Origin of the sequence: Acinetobacter johnsonii CIP 64.6 (assembly GCF_000368045.1) — a bacterium.
GTDB lineage: Bacteria > Pseudomonadota > Gammaproteobacteria > Pseudomonadales > Moraxellaceae > Acinetobacter > Acinetobacter johnsonii.
Window position 1 is genome coordinate 110,086 of record NZ_KB849235.1, and the last position, 18,692, is coordinate 128,777.

Sequence of the window (18,692 nt, forward strand, 5' to 3'; positions counted from 1 at the left end):
GAGAACATCATGAGCTATCAAAAACTCAGCCGCAATCAGATTGCGGAACGTGTGGCACAAGATATTCCAGATGGTGCTTATGTCAATCTTGGGATTGGCTTACCGACCAAGATTGCCAGTTACCTACCAAGTAACAAAGACGTGTTCTTACATTCTGAAAATGGCTTATTGGCTTTTGGTCCACCGCCTGAAAAAGGTCAAGAAGACCCAGAACTAATCAACGCAGGTAAAGAATATGTGACCATGCTGCAAGGCGGTAGCTTTTTCCATCATGGGGATTCTTTTGCCATGATGCGTGGCGGTCACTTAGATATCGCAGTCTTGGGTGCCTTTCAAGTGGCAGCCAATGGTGACTTAGCCAATTGGCATACCGGTGCACCTGATGCGATTCCTGCTGTTGGTGGTGCAATGGACTTAGCTGTTGGTGCTAAAAAAGTCTTTATCACCACCGACCATGTGACCAAACAAGGTGAACCGAAGATCGTAGCTGAACTAAGCTATCCAGCGACAGGTTTGAAGTGTGTCGATCGTATTTACACCGATCTATGTGTGATTGATGTCACCACTGAAGGTTTAAAAGTGATTGAGAAAGTCGACGGTCTAAGCTTTGCAGAATTGCAGGCAATGACGGGTGCAACTTTAGTGGATGCGACTCAAGGATAATAAATCTCCCCTAACCCCTCTTTTCAAAGAGGGCAACTTCTCCCTTTATCAAAGGGACTTGCGGAACGTTGTTCCTCAGGAGGGATTTTAGATAAAGGACAAAATTTAAATGAAAAATGCTTATATCATCGATGCTATCCGTACCCCATTCGGCCGTTATGCTGGAGGTTTAGCCCCAGTCCGTGCCGATGACTTGGGTGCATTCCCAATTCAAGCCCTGATGCAACGTAATCCCAGTGTAGATTGGAAACAGGTGGATGATGTGATCTATGGCTGCGCCAACCAAGCCGGTGAAGACAACCGGAATGTCGGTCGTATGTCAGCACTGCTTGCAGGTTTACCCGTTGAAGTTCCTGCCACGACTGTGAATCGTTTATGTGGTTCATCTTTGGATGCGATTGCGATGGCAGCTCGTGCCATTAAAGCTGGTGAAGCCGACTTAATCATCGCAGGTGGCGTCGAAAGTATGTCGCGTGCACCTTTTGTCATGGGCAAATCAGAAACAGCTTATGGCCGTAGTCAAAAGATTGAAGACACCACTATGGGCTGGCGTTTTATTAATCCTAAGCTCAAAGCGATGTATGATGTAGACACCATGCCGCAAACCGCAGAAAACGTGGCACAACAATTTAATATTGATCGCGCAGATCAAGACCAGTTTGCCTTGGCGAGTCAACAGCGCACCGCAACCGCGCAAGCTCAAGGCTTTTTTACACATGAAATCATCCCTGTGAATATTCCACAGCGTAAGGGTGATCCGATTGTGATCGACACCGATGAACATCCACGTGCATCGACCACCTTAGAAGGTTTAGCCAAACTGAAGCCAGTCGTGACAGCAGAAGGCACCGTCACTGCGGGGAATGCATCAGGCATCAATGACGGTGCGGCTGCTGTACTGATTGCTTCGGAACAAGCGGTTGAACAGTACCAACTTAAACCGCGTGCCAAAATCATTGCTTCAACAGCAGTGGGTGTAGAACCTCGTATTATGGGCTTTGCACCTGCACCTGCCATCAAAAAGTTACTCAAACAAGCCAATCTCAGCATCGAGCAGATAGATGTGATTGAGCTGAATGAAGCCTTTGCGGCACAAGCACTGGCCGTTACCCGTGATTTAGGTCTGGCAGATGACACCACACAAGTGAATCCAAATGGTGGTGCGATTGCGATTGGTCATCCATTGGGTGCATCGGGTGCACGTTTGGTGACTACGGCTCTAAACCAGTTAGAACAAACGGGTGGCACGTATGCCTTGTGTTCAATGTGTATTGGTGTCGGTCAAGGCATTGCAATGATTATTCAGCGCGTTTAACTCTCCTTCTGATCTGACGTGGTGTTTCTGCTCATAACACGTTTTGCTGATAACAACAGTGGAAACACTCAAAATTTTTAATGAATTAAGGAAAAGCATATGCCAAGTTTTACTTCAAATAATGCCGAAATTCACTATCAGACCTTTGGTGACCCCAAAAATTCCGCGATCGTTTTTTCAAACTCGCTGGGCACAAACTTCAACATGTGGAAACCACAAATTACTTTTTTCCAGAAAAATTATTTTGTGATTTGCTATGACACTCGCGGGCATGGTCAGTCTTCCGCACCTCAAGGGCCTTATGATATTGAACAACTTGGTCTAGACCTGATACATTTATTGGACCATTTAAACATTGAGAAAGCCATTTTTTGCGGTATCTCAATGGGCGGACTCACAGGTCAGTGGTTAGTCATTCATAAACCTGAACGTTTTCACCGTGCCATTGTATGTAATACCTCAGCTAAAATTGGCAATGAACAGGCATGGAATGATCGCGCATCACTTGTACGTACCCAAGGTTTAGAACCAATTGCATCAACGGCTGCGAGCCGTTGGTTTACCGAACCCTTTATCCAAAGCAACGCAGTAATTGTAGCAGCGCTTTCAAACGACTTAGGTGCTGGCAGCCCAGAAGGTTATGCGAGTTGCTGTGAAGCTTTGGCTAAAGCGGATTTACGTGAAAAACTCGAAAGCATTCAAGTGCCTTTACTTGTGATTGCAGGGCGTAAAGACCCCGTAACAACAGTCTCAGATGCACAGTACATGGTGAATCACATCCGAAGTAGTGCCCTATTTGAAATCGATGCCTCTCATATTTCAAATATCGAACAGCCCAAAGCCTTCAATCAGGCCATCTTAGACTTTATTGCTTAATGATCTAGGTCTGAACTCAAAACAGCCCTACATGGGCTGTTTTTTTCGTACCTATCTAAAGAAAGCGATAGGAATGCTTAAAACTCATTATTAAAAATATGCTGGCTTTGGTTCATTCTATTTTTCCTCTTAAAATCATCAAAACTCAAAAATTGTATATAAAACAAACTGAAATTATTATGGTTTCAAAATCATATCTTCAGAATTTCACTTATTGCCAATCCTAAACTCACTAGATCCCATCATGTATAGCCGAATCTACCCAGTTAAAATGAGCAAAATAGCCAATTCTTTTCTTTTATAAATTTTCTCGCACAGTAAAATTCCATACGCAATAGGAGAATATTTTTTCAATACATTCTGCTACTCAGCAATTTTTCTATAGTATTTTGCTTATTTAACGGCAAAATTTCTCAGCGAAGAGGATGCAGAAAAACACCGTTAGAAACCTGAATTTTCCTCTTACTGTTGCAAGTTTTTCAGTATTTTTCTAAAAGATCATGACGTCAGCTAAATAGACGTTAACAACAGACAAAAGCCTCCATATACATTTTAACGTAACAAGTTTATGTTTTAATTAATGAAAGTGATATTTTTCAAGTTCAATATTGATCCAATAAAGCTTAAAAACTGAATTGATCATGGTCGTCAAGCTAGCCAAAATAACTGGAATAGATAGATCAAATCATCTACAGATACAAACCATATCAGACTTCAGTTTTATTTTGATATACAGTTTAGCCATATAAAAATTGATCTAGATCTGATGCAGAGTAAGCTACCGACTAAGAAGTCTGAGTTGCCCTCTTTTCAAGACTTGAGTTGCACCTGTAGCACAAAACGAAAACAAATCTGCTGCTTTTGGTCAATTTGGCTTACAATGTAAAAAAGAGTAATAATCCGAAAATTTGTAATCTTTTAACATTGTCAATTCCTTGCAAAATTTACATTATATTGCCGAAGTTTGGCACTAAGCATCTACGTCAATTCAAACAAACTATAAAAAAAATGTAGAACTTTATGCCATAATACGCAAACTTTGCAGCCATCTTGCAAAGATTTATTGCAATTTATAAATGGAGCAAGCTAAATGAGTTCGACCATTTTGGTTATTCATGGACCGAATCTAAATTTGCTAGGAAAGCGCGAACCAGAAGTCTATGGTTCTCTAACGCTGAACGACATCAATCAGCAACTCATTGCACAAGCTGAAAATGCTTCAATTTCTCTCGACACTTTTCAAAGTAATTGGGAGGGTGCCATTGTCGACCGTATTCATCAAGCTCAAGCGGATGGTATCCAATTTATTATTATTAACCCTGCTGCACTCACGCATACCTCTGTTGCTCTACGTGATGCTTTGCTTGGTGTAGCCATCCCATTTATTGAAGTTCATTTATCAAATGTTCATGTGCGCGAAGCATTTAGACATCATTCATATTTATCAGATAAAGCCGTTGGCGTTATTTGTGGCTTAGGTGCTCAAGGTTATAGCGCTGCGCTCAATTACGCTCTCAATAAAATTCAACCCTCTACGCAATCATAATTAGGAATACTGTCACATGGATATTCGTAAAATCAAGAAACTCATCGACCTGATGATTGAGTCTGACTTACAAGCGATTGAAGTTAAAGAAGGCGATCAATCGATTGCATTGACTCGTCGTAATCCAGTTGTTGCAGCTGGTGCTCCTGTTGCTATGACAGCTCCTGTTACTCAAGCTCCAGCGGCTAAAGCACCACGTGGTGCTGTAGAAACGTCTCCAATGGTTGGTGTGTTCTACGCGGCTCCGAGCCCAGGTGAAGCGCCATTTGTTAAAGTCGGTCAAACAATCACTGCAGGTGAAACACTTGGTATTATCGAAGCAATGAAAATCATGAACCCGATTGAAGCAACGCAAAGCGGTGTAGTCGAAGAAATTTTAGTGAAAAACGGCGAAGTGATCCAATTCGGTCAACCATTATTCCGCTACCGCGCGTAATAGACGGGGACTTATAATGTTGCAAAAAGTTTTAATTGCAAACCGTGGTGAAATTGCCCTGCGCATCACCCGTGCCTGCAAAACTTTAGGGATTAAGACTGTAGGGATCTATTCAGATGCCGACAAAGACTTAATGCATCTACGTTTTGTAGACGAAGCAGTATGTATTGGACCGGGTGCGAGCAGCGAAAGTTACTTGAACATTCCTACCATTATTACAGCAGCTGAAATTTCAGGTGCAGATGCCATTCACCCAGGTTATGGCTTCTTATCAGAAAATGCTGAATTTGCTGAAATTGTAGAAAACTCAGGTTTCATTTTTATTGGACCACGCCCTGAACATATTCGTTTGATGGGTAACAAAGTTTCTGCGATTACTGCAATGCGTAAAGCAGGTGTTCCAACCGTACCTGGTTCTGCAAATGCGGTTACACCGCAAAATGCACTGGCTGAAGCTAAAGAAATTGGTTTTCCATTGATCGTGAAAGCTGCTTCTGGCGGTGGTGGTCGTGGTATGCGTATTGTAGAACGTGTCGACACCCTGCTTGAATCCGTTCAAGCTGCACAGCGTGATGCTGAAATGTGGTTTGGCGATGACACAGTGTATATGGAGCGTTTCCTACAAAAACCTCGTCACGTTGAAGTTCAAGTTCTTGCTGACGGTAATGGCCACGCGATTCACCTTTATGACCGCGATTGTTCTTTACAGCGTCGCCATCAGAAAGTGTTAGAAGAGGCACCAGCGCCAAATTTACCTGAACAAGCACGTGCTGACATTTTAGAAGCTTGCGTAAATGCTTGTAAATTAATGCAGTACCGTGGTGCAGGTACATTCGAGTTCTTGTTTGAAGATGGTGAATTCTTCTTTATTGAGATGAATACACGTGTTCAAGTTGAGCACCCTGTAACTGAAATGGTGACAGGTATCGACATTATTGAACAACAGCTCCGCATTGCTGGTGGCTTAGGTCTTGAAATTGAACAAGATCAAGTTGAAGTCAAAGGACATGCGATTGAATGCCGTATCAATGCTGAAGATCCAACGACCTTCTTGCCTTCACCAGGTAAAATTGAGAATTTTTATGTGCCAGGTGGTGCAGGTATTCGTCTTGATTCGCATATCTATCAAGGCTATAGCATTCCGCCATACTATGACTCGATGATTGCAAAGCTGATCGCACACGGTAAGGATCGTAAAACATCACTTGCTCGAATGCGCCAAGCGCTTGATGAAATGATTCTGACCGGTATTAAAACCAATATTCCATTGCATAAAGATTTGATTCTTCAAGATGAAAAATTCTGTGAACAAGCGATGGATATTCACTATCTTGAAAAGCATTTATTAAAGCAAATTGAAGGAAATCAAGATAAATAATTGTCTTGATCCTTAAATAAAAAACCGCGATTCATCGCGGTTTTTTATTTATAAAAGAATTAATCAAGGCAATACACGACGTAGCGTTGCAAAGCATTGTTGTGCTTTATCATTGGCACAAAAATTAATAGTCGATGGACTTTGCCATTTCACAAAATACTGAGACATTTCACCAGTCTGATCTTCTTGTGACCCAGAACAATCCACTTGGTTATTGTCAAATTTGACCTGTAAAATCAAAGCAGGCAGTTGTACATTTTTATCGGTAGATGGCTGGTAATCATAAATTCCCGTGGACCATTCTTCCCCACTTTTAATCACAACATCACTATTACTTTTAAAATTATAGTATTCAACGCATTTACGATTATTTGGAATTTCCATTCCCCATAAGCCCACAATTTCAGGGCGAGTCGTTACACGAATATTATTTTGATTTGATGCTTGAGTATCCTCAGCCTGACTTGGCGTATTTGCCATAAGCACTGATGAAGTTAACATGAATAACATGCCGAGTAATGTTTTTTTCATACAAGCCATAATGTTTTTAAGCGTCCCACTAAATTAGCATATTTTGATTCAAAACATCATTTTATAACCATTTCATAACAATCTATTTTTTGTTATGGGTTGCAATCTCGATTTAACAAAACGATTTATTGTCAGCACTAGATAAATTCTCCTTTCAGAATCGAAAAAAGACCGCTTAAGCAGTCTTTTTTGTATGTCGTGATATTTGAATTTAGGCTACAGGTGCCAGTGTAAACAGCACCTGACCTGTTTTTACCGTTTGCCCTTTTTCAATGGTAATGGTTTCAACCTTCATCCGCTCAGGTGCAATAATGGGAATTTCAATTTTCATGGCTTCAATCACGGCCAAAGTTGCCCCTTCTTCCACAATGTCTCCAGAGGTACATTCAATTTTCCAAATAGAACCTGGCATATGCGACTCTACTGCACAACCACCTTCAGGAATTTGAATTTCACTGTCATCTAACACCGTATCTAGTCTTTCAGAAACATGTTCAGCCAAACCTGCCTCATGCCAACGACGGCGTTCCTCTTCAAAGTTCGTTTGCTGTACCGCTTTAAAACTTGAAATGGATGCTGCATTTTCAATGAGGAAGTCATTGTATTCTTTTAGATTTAAAACCCCATATTCTACTCGAAGCTTTAAGCGCCCCGCTTTAAAGTCTTCCCGCATTTGCATCAGTTCTGTTTCAGACACTTCATAAAATTTAATTTGATCAAAGAAGCGCAGTAGCCATGGCTTATCCTGTTCAAAGTCGGGGTTTTTGCGGTAACGACTCCACATTTGGGTTGTACGTCCAACAAACTGATAACCGCCTGGGCCTTCCATACCATAGACACACATATATGCGCCACCGATGCCGACTGCATTTTCAGGCGTCCAAGTGCGTGCAGGATTATATTTGGTAGTTACTAAACGATTACGTGGGTCCAGCGGCGTTGCCACAGGTGCACCCAAGTACACATCCCCCAAACCCATCACCAAATAATTGGTGCTGAATACGATATCCTTCACTGCTTGCTTCGAGTCTAGACCATTGATACGACGAATAAACTCAACATTGTCAGGACACCACGGCGCATCTGGACGGACTGTTTGCATATAACGTTCAGTCGCCAACTGAGTTTGTGAGTCCTCCCAAGCCAAAGGCAAATAGACTGTGCGCGAAGGCACTTCCATTGCTGTCACATCAGGCAATTCACTTTCTGCTTGCTGTAAAAGGCTTAATAAATGTTTTTGATCTAGCACCAATGAATCAAAATGAATTTGCAGCGAACGAATACCCGGTGTTAAGTCTATAATCCCTTCGATACTTTGGTCTTTAACCCATTGCATTAAAGCATGAATACGGAAGCGTAAATTGAGATCTAAAACCAACTCTCCATATTCAACCAACAGATAGCTATTACCTGCAGGACGATAAGTCACATCAGGTCTAGCGTCCTCACCTTTTAATGTCGCTAAAACGGCATCTGATAAGGTCTCCATTTCAGCATGAAAGCTTGGAGAGAATTCTACATTTTCAGTCGTATCCGCTGTTAACGCTGTGCTATATTTTTGATTTAATACTTGTGCTTGATCATAAGAAATGGGTATAAATTTAACCTTATCGCCCGCTTTAAGTTGACCAATTTTCCATAGTTCTGAGCTGACCACTACCGCTGGGCAAACAAAGCCGCCCAAGCTTGGACCATCGGGTCCTAAAATAATTGGCATATCTCCAGTGAAGTCAATCGCGCCAATGGCATAAGCATTATCATGAATATTCGAAGGATGCAGCCCTGCCTCACCACCATCGGTACGTGCCCATTCAGGTTTTTCACCGACTAAACGAATGCCTGTACGACTTGAGTTAAAGTGAATTTCAAATTCTTGCTCAAAGAAGCGCTCAATATCTCGTTTGGTGAAAAAGTCTGGCGCACCATGCGGTCCATACATCACTGCAATGTTCCAAGCCTGGCTAAAGCTTGGCACCTCTGCTGCACTGAGTGCAACAGTTTCTACCGAGCTATAAGCCGTAATAGGCAACATATCTCCAATGAGTAAATTGCGTCCTGCATGACCACCAAACTGACCTAAAGTAAAAGTTGCTTGCGAGCCTAAGTATCTAGGTACATTAAATCCGCCTTTAATGCCAATATAACTGCGACAACCTGTGGTGATTTTACCTGTTTTAAGAATTTGCCCTTTTTTAACATTAAGGGTCTGCCACATGGCAACATCGACACCATCCAATGTCGCAAGCATGTCGCCACCCGTAATCACGATTTGGCTGTCACAATGGAATTTTAAAGTTGGGCCTTGTAATGTACATTCTAGCCCTGCGGTATTAAATGGATTCCCCAATAGTTGATTAGCGACATTTAAAGACAAAGGATCAATCGCACCCGATGGTGGAACACCAACATCCCAATAACCCAAACGACCTGTGACGTCTTGTATTGACGTTTGGATACCTGACTGTAATATCTCAATTTTTTGGGTTTTCCACTCAAAAGTATTTAAGAAACGTGTAGTCTGTGTTCCCGCAGTAAACACTTCACAGGCAATAATGTTTTGTAAATACTCAAGATTGGTTTCAATTCCTGCCACTGAGGTGTTTGCCAAAGTATCGCTCATGGCTTGAATTGTACTTTCACGGTTTTCGTGAGTCACAATGATTTTGGCAATCATCGGATCATAAAAGGAAGATACATTTGAACCCGTTTCTACCCATGTTTCATTGCGTGCTTGTGGGTCAAACTCGACATAAGTCAATAAGCCAGCACTGGGTTGAAAGTTTTTAATTGGATCTTCAGCATATAAACGGACTTGGATCGAATGGCCTTTAGGTGCAAGCGGCTCTGTTGGGACAGTCCAGTCACCGCTACCTAAAGTGACCATCCATTCCACAAGGTCTACACCAAACACTTGTTCAGTCACACCATGTTCAACTTGCAGACGTGTATTCACCTCTAAGAAATAGAATTGCTGGGTGTCAGTATCCATCACAAATTCAACCGTACCTGCCGAACGATAATTCACTGACTGCATCAGTTGAATCGCAACACCTTGAATATAATCACGTTGTTCATCATTTAAATGCGGTGCTGGGGTCTCCTCGATTACTTTCTGGTTACGGCGCTGTACTGAACAGTCCCGCTCTCCCAAAGCCAAAACCAAACCTTGGCCATCACCAAAAATTTGGACTTCAATATGACGCGCATTTTCCACAAACTTTTCTAAATACAAGCCTGCATCTTTAAAGTTAGCTTGGGCCAAATAAGATACCGTTGCATAAGCATCTTTAAGCTCTGCTTCGTTCCACACCAAACGCATACCTATACCACCGCCACCTGCGGTACTTTTCAGCATCACGGGATAACCGATACGCTTTGCTTCGATCAGTGCTTCCGCTTCATCTGCTAAAAGTTGGCTACCCGGTAACAATGGCACGTTCGCCTGAATTGCAAGTTCACGTGCAGTATGCTTTAAGCCAAAACTACGCATTTGCGCAGAATTTGGCCCTAAAAACACAATGCCCTGTGACTCACACAAATCACAAAACTCCGCATTTTCAGACAGGAAACCATAGCCCGGATGAATGGCTTCAGCACCTGCTTCTTTCGCGACCTGTAAAATTTTTTCAATATTTAAATAACTTTGACTGGCTGGACTATCACCAATAAATACAGCTTCATCAGCCAAAGTCACATGTAAGGAATCACGGTCTGCTTCTGAATACACCGCAACAGACTGAATGCCTAAATTCTTTAATGTGCGAATTACTCGGCAGGCAATTGCCCCACGGTTAGCAATGAGAACTTTTTTAAACATGCTGATTACTCCTTGCCTTCACGTACAATCAGTTGAATTTTAGTCGGGTTATAGGCATTACAGGGGTTGTTCAGTTGTGGGCAGTTAGAAATCAGCACGATGAGATCCATCTCTGCTTGAATTTCAACATATTTACCCGGCGCCGATATTCCATCGTCAAACTTGAGATGCCCATCACTGCTCACGGGTACATTCATAAAGAAGTTAATATTCGGCCCAATATGACGAACATTTAGTCCATGCTTTTTCGCGATTGGGTGCAAAGCTAAAGCTGTCATAAAGTTATTACGGCAACTGTGCATCGGAAATGTGTCGTGTGCATAACGTACGGTGTTACTTTCACATGAACAAGCACCGCCCAAGGTGTCATGGCGACCACAGTTATCATCATGGATCGTGGCGATTTTGTTGCCATAGTTGGTATATAGAGCTGTGCCTTTTTCAAGATAAATCTGCTGGTTAATGGCTAAAGTATCAGTTGCACTGTAACGCTCTTCAGGGTTGCTCGCAGAAATCAATAAAGTATCGACTGCTTGGTTGCCTTCGAGGTCAATAATGCGGAAATACTGCCCTTTCTGGACTTCACACATCCATGCCTCACCCGCTGGACAGACTTCATTTAAAACAGCTTGATCAAATGCTTGTAAACTGGTCATGCGTATTCTCCTCGGGCTTAAGCAGCATCAAATGCGTAATAACGTGCGTTGTTTTGAAAACCGCGTTGGTTTTGTGGGCATGAATCACGACAAATATCGTGTGTTGCTAAAGCGGAGGCTTTGAATAAGCGCATTTGAATATCGGCAGGTTGATACTTTGTTGCTTGACTAAAACCATGTGGCGCAGCAGATAAGAACACCAGACAGTCCATCTCAAAACGCAGTTCAATAGTTTGATGGGTATTATCGACATCGATATAAGATAAGTTGCCTGCATCATCAGGGCGAACTTTAGAGAATAGGTTGACCGTAGCTGACAGGTCGGCTTGACCTAATGAGAACTTGCTCATTTCAAGTAACAGGCTGTCGCGTCCACTCCGATACATCTCATTTCGTGCATCTTGGAAAGTTTGAGTGCCAAATTGTTTTTGAATTTGTTCTGTGCGGCTCGGACCACACAAGGCATCATTCCAACCATGTTCGTCTTGAATGATTGAAGCCATGACCCGACCTAAGTCTGAATACAACACATGTCCTGTACTTAGAAATGCCGTATGCTGTGCCTTTAGGCTATCTGGCATATTAAAACGTTCGAGCTTATCTTCGCTGTTGACACAGAAAAGAGAAACGTTGGCTTGTGCTCCCAAGGCTTTAAACTGTAAGACTGTGCCGCGTTGAATACGCCCAGACCAGTGATGCCCACCCGGTAAAAGTTCAGTCCATAGTGCGTTATCGTCGTGATAAGTTATTGTGCTCATGCGCTTCTGCCTAAATCGTAACTGTTTACCTCCCGGGCTTTTATCCCTCCGTGTAGTTCTTTCGAACCGTGAACTCTCGGTCGCAGACATACATAAAATAGATATGTATCGGAACCCTAGATCACTCTTTCAGATTAGACGATGCAAAGGCTGTGCCAATTTAGTATTACGATTTTTAAACTTCGTAATACTATTTATGAGCAATAAATGGGCACTTTAGATTTCAAGCACGCATATTTTCGCTATGCGCACTAAAAAGCATCAAATTTTAAGAATTACTTCATTAAAATTTCATGGAACATGTGACGCAGCCACTGATGACTGGTTTTGTGATGACAAGACATATGCCAATACTGTTTCACCCCATAACTTGGGAAGGCAATTGGCGCATTGAAGATCTTTAAATTGCCACGTGAAAGCAGCACTTCACTCAAATAATACGGGACTGTCGCAATCGCATCGGTTTCTTGTACCACCAAGCCTACCCCTAAATAGCTCGGTAAACGCATTAAAATGTCACGTTTTAGTTCTAAATTAAGCAGTTCGTTTTCAATATGGTAATGTCCCATGCCTGCATCAATATCGATATGTGACTCAGCCAAGTACTGCGCTATGCTGATACTGTCACCTGTCAAACGCGGATGATCTTTGGCAGCAATCACCACATAATACTGCTCGAACAGTTGCTGTTGATAAAAGCCATTTTCCAGTTGAGGTAAAAAACCCAGCGCCAAATCAATCTCACCATTTGCCATTTGATAACTGGTTTCAGAGGTGATCGGACGGATATTCAAACGAATATGCGGCGCATGTTTCTTTAAGTATTGCGAAATTTTCGGCAACAGCACCAAATGCGAAACATCGGTCATGGCCAAACTAAACTGTTGCTGCGAAGTGGCTTGGTCAAAATCAATCGTAAAGTTATTGATGATTTCAACCTTGTTTAAAGCCTCACTGACCAATGGAAATAACTGTTTCGACAGCTCAGTTGGCACCATTTCATTGCCAATCCGCAAAAATAGCGGATCATTATAATGTTGGCGAATTTTATTCAGAATGTTACTCACCGTCGGTTGACTCATTTCTAAATGATCAGCCGCCAGTGACACACTTTTAAACTTATAAACGTAAAAAAAGATACTGAGTAATTTACAGTCCAGTTCAAACACGAAAAAAATGTTCCTTATATGTATGTGATGGTAGACGATCCATCATCTACCCATTATAGCGATGATCCAATGCTCAAAACTTACTTTTACAAGCATCTAGGTCTAATATCAGACATTTCAGCAATAAAAGCACATTAATTATACCTTTAGCTGTTCTGAACAATTGATGCTTTCCCTGAAAAGTTATGACGCATGATCTGCATGTATTTTACAAAATAAAAAAGGCCCGAATCAATCGAACCTTTGATGAAATCAACCATGCCAATTATAGCTATTTAAATCATTTTCTTCACAGGCATAGCTAAGAATATTTACAGTTTTAGTCCAGCAGCTCGACGGCAATAGCAGTCGCCTCACCACCACCAATACATAAAGCAGCTACACCCTTCTTCCCACCAGTACGTTTCAAGGCATGCAGTAAAGTCACGATAATACGTGAACCAGATGAACCCAATGGATGACCAAGTGCACAAGCACCACCATTCACATTAACTTTTGCAGGGTCTAAATGAAAACCATCAATTGCAAGCATTGTGACCATCGCAAATGCTTCATTGACTTCCCACAGATCTACATCACTCGCAGACCAGCCTGCTTTGGCTAAAACTTTCTCAATGGCACCTACAGGGGCAATGGTGAACTCAGATGGATGCTGGGAATTACTTGCATAAGCCACAACTTTTGCCAATCGCTTAAGACCACGTGCGTCAGCAACTTCGGATGAAGTTACAACCAATGCCGAAGCACCATCCGAAATAGAACTCGAATTTGCCGCGGTAATCGTGCCGTCTTTTTTAAATGCTGGACGTAAAGTTGGAATTTTATCCACTTTGGCATTGAGCGGCTGTTCATCTTGATCAACCACAACATCGCCTTTACGGCTACTCACCGTCACAGGCACGATTTCATCTTTAAAGAAACCACCTTGAATCGCTGCAATGGCTTTATTTAAAGAACCAATGGCATACTGATCCTGCTGCTCACGGGTATAGCCTTTTTTATCTGCCATTTCTTGAGCAAGTACACCCATCGACAGACCTGTTTCAGCATCTTCTAAACCTTCTTGGAACATGTGATCGGTTGTTTTACCATGCCCCATACGGTAACCCGCGCGTGCTTTTTCAAGTAAGTACGGCGCATTTGACATTGACTCCATACCACCGGCCACCACAATCTTAGCTGAACCCGCTTTAATCGCATCAGCCGCTTGCATGACGGCTTTCATACCAGAGCCACAAATTTTATTGATGGTTGTTGCACCTGTTGAGTCAGGTAGACCTGCCATACGCATTGCTTGACGTGCAGGTCCTTGTTTTAAACCTGCAGGAAGTACACAACCAAAGATCACTTCATCCACATCGATCGGCTGTAAGCCAGAACGGTTTAACACTTCTTTAATTGTCACCGCACCAAGTTCAGGCGCGGTACAGCTCGACAGTGAACCTTGAAAACCACCCATTGCTGTACGTACACCGTCTACAATAACAATCATTTTCTATTTCATCCTTTTTTGCGTTTTATTTGCTTTTAGCCCAATTAAGAGACTTAAAAACATTCCCTATCTATTTTTTCATATTACAAAAGGGTTAATCGTTTCAGATCTTATTTTAATGTTTTTCATAGTGCTACCGTCTCAAAGCGAGTCATCTATAAAGACATTAAAATTAACACACGTGAATAAGACATCGATCCATACGACAGATGATCTATTTATCAACCCGCACTGCATTCGAGGCTTTAGCACTAAAGGTTCTCGTCTCTAAGAACACAGTGGCTATACTGACAATAGTGTAAAAATCACGAAAAAGGAATGCAATGGCCCAAATTTGATCTCTAGAGATCAAATTTATTGACAACGAAATGCGAAAATGCACCTGTATTTATTTCTATTGTTGAACAAGTGGATATTTTTAAAACGATTGTAGTAATATCCAAGACCTTAGTTGAATTTTCATTTTCAACCAAGTTCAATAGCCTCTCTATAGTTCTCATGGAATACACTGGAATAAGCCAATGACTTCAGTACGCCAACAAAATTTTCTATTACGCAAAGAGAAAATTTTAGCCATGGCTGAGACTTTATTATTAGACAATAATCAAGACATCACCTTAAGCGAATTAGCAACGGAACTCGATATTGCCAAGGGTACAATTTACAAGCATTTCAAAAGTAAGAACCAACTCTATTTGGAGTTGATTATCTTGAATGAAACTCGCCTGCTAGAGATTTCTCAAAAGCATAACAACGATATTAAAACGTATGTTTCCGAATACATGCTTTATAATATGTTGAACTCGAACCGTACGATTTTACTGCACGTTATTGAAGAACGTTTAACCAATAACGAACGTAAACTCAAAGAACTTTTTGAGAAGCTCTACCAAATACGTGAACAACGTATTATCGAAATTAAAGACATGACCTCTGACTATTTAAAGTCTTTAGACAGCGCAATGTCCATTCGTGACTATTTATCTTATGTATGGACAGTGACCTATGGTGCGTCATTGTTACTCAATTCAACGCATTATCAAAAATCAATCGGTTCACGTGAGCGTCTGATTAAACTGTATGTCAACCAAGCCCTCATGACACCCGATAAAATTTCACACGCAGCCCTTTAAGCTTCTAAACGGCATAAAAAAAGCTAAACATGAAATGTTTAGCTTTTTTTCATACAGTAAATTAGGGTCTGTTGACATTTACTGTTCATAATTAACCCTATAAAGGTAGCCATAAAAATATACAGGCTAAAGCAACAGAACTTTGATAATTTCTTTTGAGCTTGTCATATCGAGTAGCTATTCCTCTAAATTGCTTTAATCTACAAAACATATTTTCAACTAAATGCCTGATTTTATATAAATACCAGTCCATATGGTCATTGTTCGATTGGCTATTTGTTTTCTTTGGTATATTCGCTTTAGTCCCTGTTTTCCTGATCTGTTCACGCAGTGGTTCTGAATCATAGCCTTTATCTGCACATACCACTTTTGTCTCTTTTAAATCTAATGTTGATATTAAATCAGGTGCAACTTTAACATCATGTGTGGTTCCATCGGTAATCATGAAATCAATAGAATTGCCATGTGCATCAACAATCAAATGTATTTTTGAGGAGTTTCCTCCTACACTTTTAGAAATAGATTGATTCGCTATGCCGGCAGAATGTTGATGAGCACGTACATGAGAGCCATCAATAAAAATCCACTCCATATCGGGGCATGAGGCTAGTAATTTGAATAATCTAAGTAACTTACCGCTGCTTGACCAACGATTAAAACGTTTGAAAATAGAGTTGGAATGACCAAAACAAGAAGGAATATCTCGCCACGGACAGCCTGTTCTAATTCTATAGAGAATAGCTTCAATAAAATTGCGTAAATTTGAGTTGTGGTGAATGGATAAATTACGCAGAATAACTTTCAACTTTTGCCAGTGTTGATCTGTCAGCATGGTACGAGGCATAGCGAATAGTAAAATTGGGTTCGGCGATTTGATTTTACTACTTCGCTATTTTTTTAAGCTAAAAGTGTCAACACACCCTAGTCTGCAGAAATATCTTCAAACAAAACTGATGATAAATAACGTTCACCACCGTCAGGTAAAATCACCACAATAGTTTTACCTGCATTTTCAGGGCGTGCTGCAAGTTCAGCTGCTGCTGCCATCGCGGCACCACTTGAAATACCCACCAAAATACCCTCTTGACTTGCTGTTTTTCGCGCCCAATCAATTGCTGTTGCAGCATCAATTGGCATCACTTCATCGACCAAGTCGAGGTCTAAGTTTTTAGGAATAAAGTTAGCGCCAATGCCCTGAATCTTATGTGGTCCAGGCGTCAAAGTTTCACCACGTTTGGTTTGACCAATAATCGGCGACTCAGCAGGTTCTACCGCAACTGAGTACAGGGCTTGTTTTTTTACTTTTTCAAAATAACTTGAAATCCCTGAAATCGTACCGCCCGTCCCGACACCTGCAACTAAAATATCAACTTTACCACCTGTTGCGTCCCAAATTTCTGGCCCAGTCGTTGCTTCATGTATAGCTGGGTTTGCAGGGTTTTCAAACTGTTGTGGCAAAAAATAAGTTTCTGGATTTTCATCCAACAAACGCTGTGCTTCTTCTACCGCACCACGCATCCCTTTTGCAGGATCAGTAAGAACCAAGTTCGCACCCAAAGCTTTCATCACTTTACGACGTTCGATACTCATACTTGATGGCATAGTTAGAGTTAACGCATAACCTTTTGCAGCAGCAACGAATGCCAAAGCAATGCCTGTATTACCACTGGTTGGTTCGACAATGTGCATTCCCGCTTTCAGCACACCGCGTGCTTCCGCATCCTCAATCAGCGCAGCCCCAATACGACATTTTACTGAAAATGCAGGGTTACGGCTTTCAACTTTGGCTAAAACGGTGGCTGGACTTTGTATAATTCGGTTAATACGAACCAATGGTGTGTTACCAATCGCTTCTGCATTATTACTATAAACCGCTATCCCTAAATTATTAGGCGTTGGAAAAGCTGAGTCAGTACTCATACCAATGTTTCCTATGTTGTTTTTAATGATCCACTCATTATCATACCCTGATTTTTAAATGCAAACTGACATTTGGTCGGGCTTATGTTTTTATTTGATAAATAAATCACTTAAACAGAAAAAGCATGAGTTTTCCCATGCTTTTACTTGAAGAAAACAGCCACTTTTCCCAAGAAGCCAGACGACAAAACCACATATTCAGCATCTTCTATATGGGATGGAAAAATTTGTACATTCATCTCAAAGTTTACTTTTTGGTCAAAAATATTATCTAGCAATAATTATGCCTTTTAATAAATGTTTGTATTTTTTAAATTTATAATGATATTTTTTAAAAAGCTCTGTAGTTATGATTTTAATGCTCTCTATGTGATAAAATATTCAAAGCTTATTATAAATAATCATAAAGAATGAGAGTTTGATTTAAAAAATCGGCTTAAATTATATAAATATCTAGAACTTAAGTAACATTTTAAATAACTAATTTTGATGTAAATATTAAGTATATATAACTTTAGCTAATATTTTATTTCACTAAAAGCCATGCATATTGGACTTGAAAAGACAGCATTATGAACGGCTTGGTTTTATACTAAGTGCACAGTTGTTTTTGTTTTATGAGTAGGTTTTAAATGAACACAGGACTTGAAATAACGTCTATGCGCGACTCTGCTGAAGTTGTTGTGAGTATTTTAAAATCTCTAGCCAATACTGATCGTTTATTAATTTTGTGTCATTTGTCGCAACAAGAACTTAATGTTTCTCAAATTGAAGAAATTACCGACATCAAACAGCCGACTCTTTCTCAACAATTAATGATGTTACGTAAAAGTGATGTGGTAAATACGCGCCGTGATGGTAAGCAAATTTATTACTCCATTAAAGATGAACGCATGATTGAAGTTTTAAATACTTTGTATAGCTTGTACTGCCCAAAACCACGCCTCTAAACCAAATCACTGCTATATTTTATGTGCTATGAAAACGAATGCTAAGACTTCT

The 18,692-nt window shown here is 40.9% G+C and carries 15 protein-coding genes, 1 pseudogene and 1 riboswitch; of the genes and pseudogenes, 8 read left to right on the plus strand and 8 right to left on the minus strand.

What is annotated here, in order from left to right; genetic code table 11:
* Window positions 1-9: 9 nt before the first annotated feature.
* The 6 genes from F986_RS06260 to accC all read left to right on the plus strand — a co-directional run bounded on the left by F986_RS06260 (window position 10) and on the right by accC (window position 6,214).
* The gene (locus F986_RS06260) at window positions 10-663 is read left to right on the plus strand and encodes a 3-oxoacid CoA-transferase subunit B (protein WP_004693201.1); all 654 of its coding nucleotides are present in this window, start codon (window positions 10-12) and stop codon (window positions 661-663) included.
* Between the two features lie 109 nt (window positions 664-772).
* A complete protein-coding gene (gene pcaF / locus F986_RS06265) occupies window positions 773-1,978 on the plus strand; it encodes a 3-oxoadipyl-CoA thiolase (protein ID WP_004693203.1) in 1,206 nt (401 codons plus the stop codon).
* Window positions 1,979-2,077: 99 nt separating this feature from the next.
* Window positions 2,078-2,854 carry a 3-oxoadipate enol-lactonase gene (pcaD, locus tag F986_RS06270; RefSeq protein WP_004693205.1) on the plus strand — a complete coding sequence of 259 codons (777 nt, stop codon included), beginning with the start codon at window positions 2,078-2,080 and terminating at the stop codon, window positions 2,852-2,854.
* A gap of 1,090 nt (window positions 2,855-3,944) precedes the next feature.
* A complete protein-coding gene (gene aroQ, locus F986_RS06275) occupies window positions 3,945-4,400 on the plus strand; it encodes a type II 3-dehydroquinate dehydratase (RefSeq protein ID WP_004693206.1) in 456 nt (151 codons plus the stop codon).
* A 16-nt stretch (window positions 4,401-4,416) separates the two neighbouring features.
* Window positions 4,417-4,836, plus strand: coding sequence for an acetyl-CoA carboxylase biotin carboxyl carrier protein (gene accB / locus F986_RS06280; RefSeq protein ID WP_004693209.1), 420 nt, complete (start codon window positions 4,417-4,419; stop codon window positions 4,834-4,836).
* Between the two features lie 16 nt (window positions 4,837-4,852).
* A complete protein-coding gene (gene accC, locus F986_RS06285) occupies window positions 4,853-6,214 on the plus strand; it encodes an acetyl-CoA carboxylase biotin carboxylase subunit (protein WP_004693210.1) in 1,362 nt (453 codons plus the stop codon).
* Between the two features lie 63 nt (window positions 6,215-6,277).
* Here accC and F986_RS06290 read toward each other — a convergent pair whose 3' ends face one another.
* From F986_RS06290 to F986_RS06315, 6 genes are all read right to left on the minus strand, one after another.
* Window positions 6,278-6,745, minus strand: a complete 468-nt coding sequence (locus F986_RS06290) for a hypothetical protein (RefSeq protein ID WP_010326667.1) — start codon at window positions 6,743-6,745, stop codon at window positions 6,278-6,280.
* 211 nt (window positions 6,746-6,956) lie between these two features.
* Window positions 6,957-10,562 (minus strand): urea carboxylase, encoded by a 3,606-nt coding sequence (gene uca / locus F986_RS06295; protein ID WP_004693213.1) that lies wholly within the window; start codon window positions 10,560-10,562, stop codon window positions 6,957-6,959.
* A gap of 5 nt (window positions 10,563-10,567) precedes the next feature.
* Window positions 10,568-11,218, minus strand: coding sequence for an urea amidolyase associated protein UAAP2 (locus F986_RS06300; RefSeq protein ID WP_004693216.1), 651 nt, complete (start codon window positions 11,216-11,218; stop codon window positions 10,568-10,570).
* Between the two features lie 17 nt (window positions 11,219-11,235).
* Window positions 11,236-11,976 (minus strand): urea amidolyase associated protein UAAP1, encoded by a 741-nt coding sequence (locus F986_RS06305; RefSeq protein WP_004693219.1) that lies wholly within the window; start codon window positions 11,974-11,976, stop codon window positions 11,236-11,238.
* Window positions 11,977-12,003: 27 nt separating this feature from the next.
* Window positions 12,004-12,107, minus strand: a riboswitch (guanidine-I (ykkC/yxkD leader).
* Window positions 12,108-12,251: 144 nt separating this feature from the next.
* Window positions 12,252-13,145 (minus strand): LysR family transcriptional regulator, encoded by an 894-nt coding sequence (locus F986_RS06310; protein WP_004693221.1) that lies wholly within the window; start codon window positions 13,143-13,145, stop codon window positions 12,252-12,254.
* A 319-nt stretch (window positions 13,146-13,464) separates the two neighbouring features.
* Complete coding sequence (locus F986_RS06315) at window positions 13,465-14,637, minus strand: thiolase family protein (RefSeq protein WP_004693222.1); 1,173 nt, start codon at window positions 14,635-14,637, stop codon at window positions 13,465-13,467.
* A gap of 521 nt (window positions 14,638-15,158) precedes the next feature.
* On the opposite strand from F986_RS06315, the gene F986_RS06320 reads away from it, so the two are divergent.
* The gene (locus F986_RS06320; protein WP_004693224.1) at window positions 15,159-15,770 is read left to right on the plus strand and encodes a TetR/AcrR family transcriptional regulator; all 612 of its coding nucleotides are present in this window, start codon (window positions 15,159-15,161) and stop codon (window positions 15,768-15,770) included.
* Between the two features lie 78 nt (window positions 15,771-15,848).
* Here the strand turns inward: F986_RS06320 and F986_RS06325 are convergent.
* A pseudogene (locus F986_RS06325) lies at window positions 15,849-16,614 on the minus strand (IS5-like element ISAba31 family transposase).
* 77 nt (window positions 16,615-16,691) lie between these two features.
* Complete coding sequence (cysK, locus tag F986_RS06330) at window positions 16,692-17,690, minus strand: cysteine synthase A (protein WP_004693229.1); 999 nt, start codon at window positions 17,688-17,690, stop codon at window positions 16,692-16,694.
* 632 nt (window positions 17,691-18,322) lie between these two features.
* Here cysK and F986_RS06335 point away from each other — a divergent pair.
* Window positions 18,323-18,640, plus strand: coding sequence for an ArsR/SmtB family transcription factor (locus F986_RS06335; RefSeq protein ID WP_004693230.1), 318 nt, complete (start codon window positions 18,323-18,325; stop codon window positions 18,638-18,640).
* Window positions 18,641-18,692 lie beyond the last annotated feature (52 nt).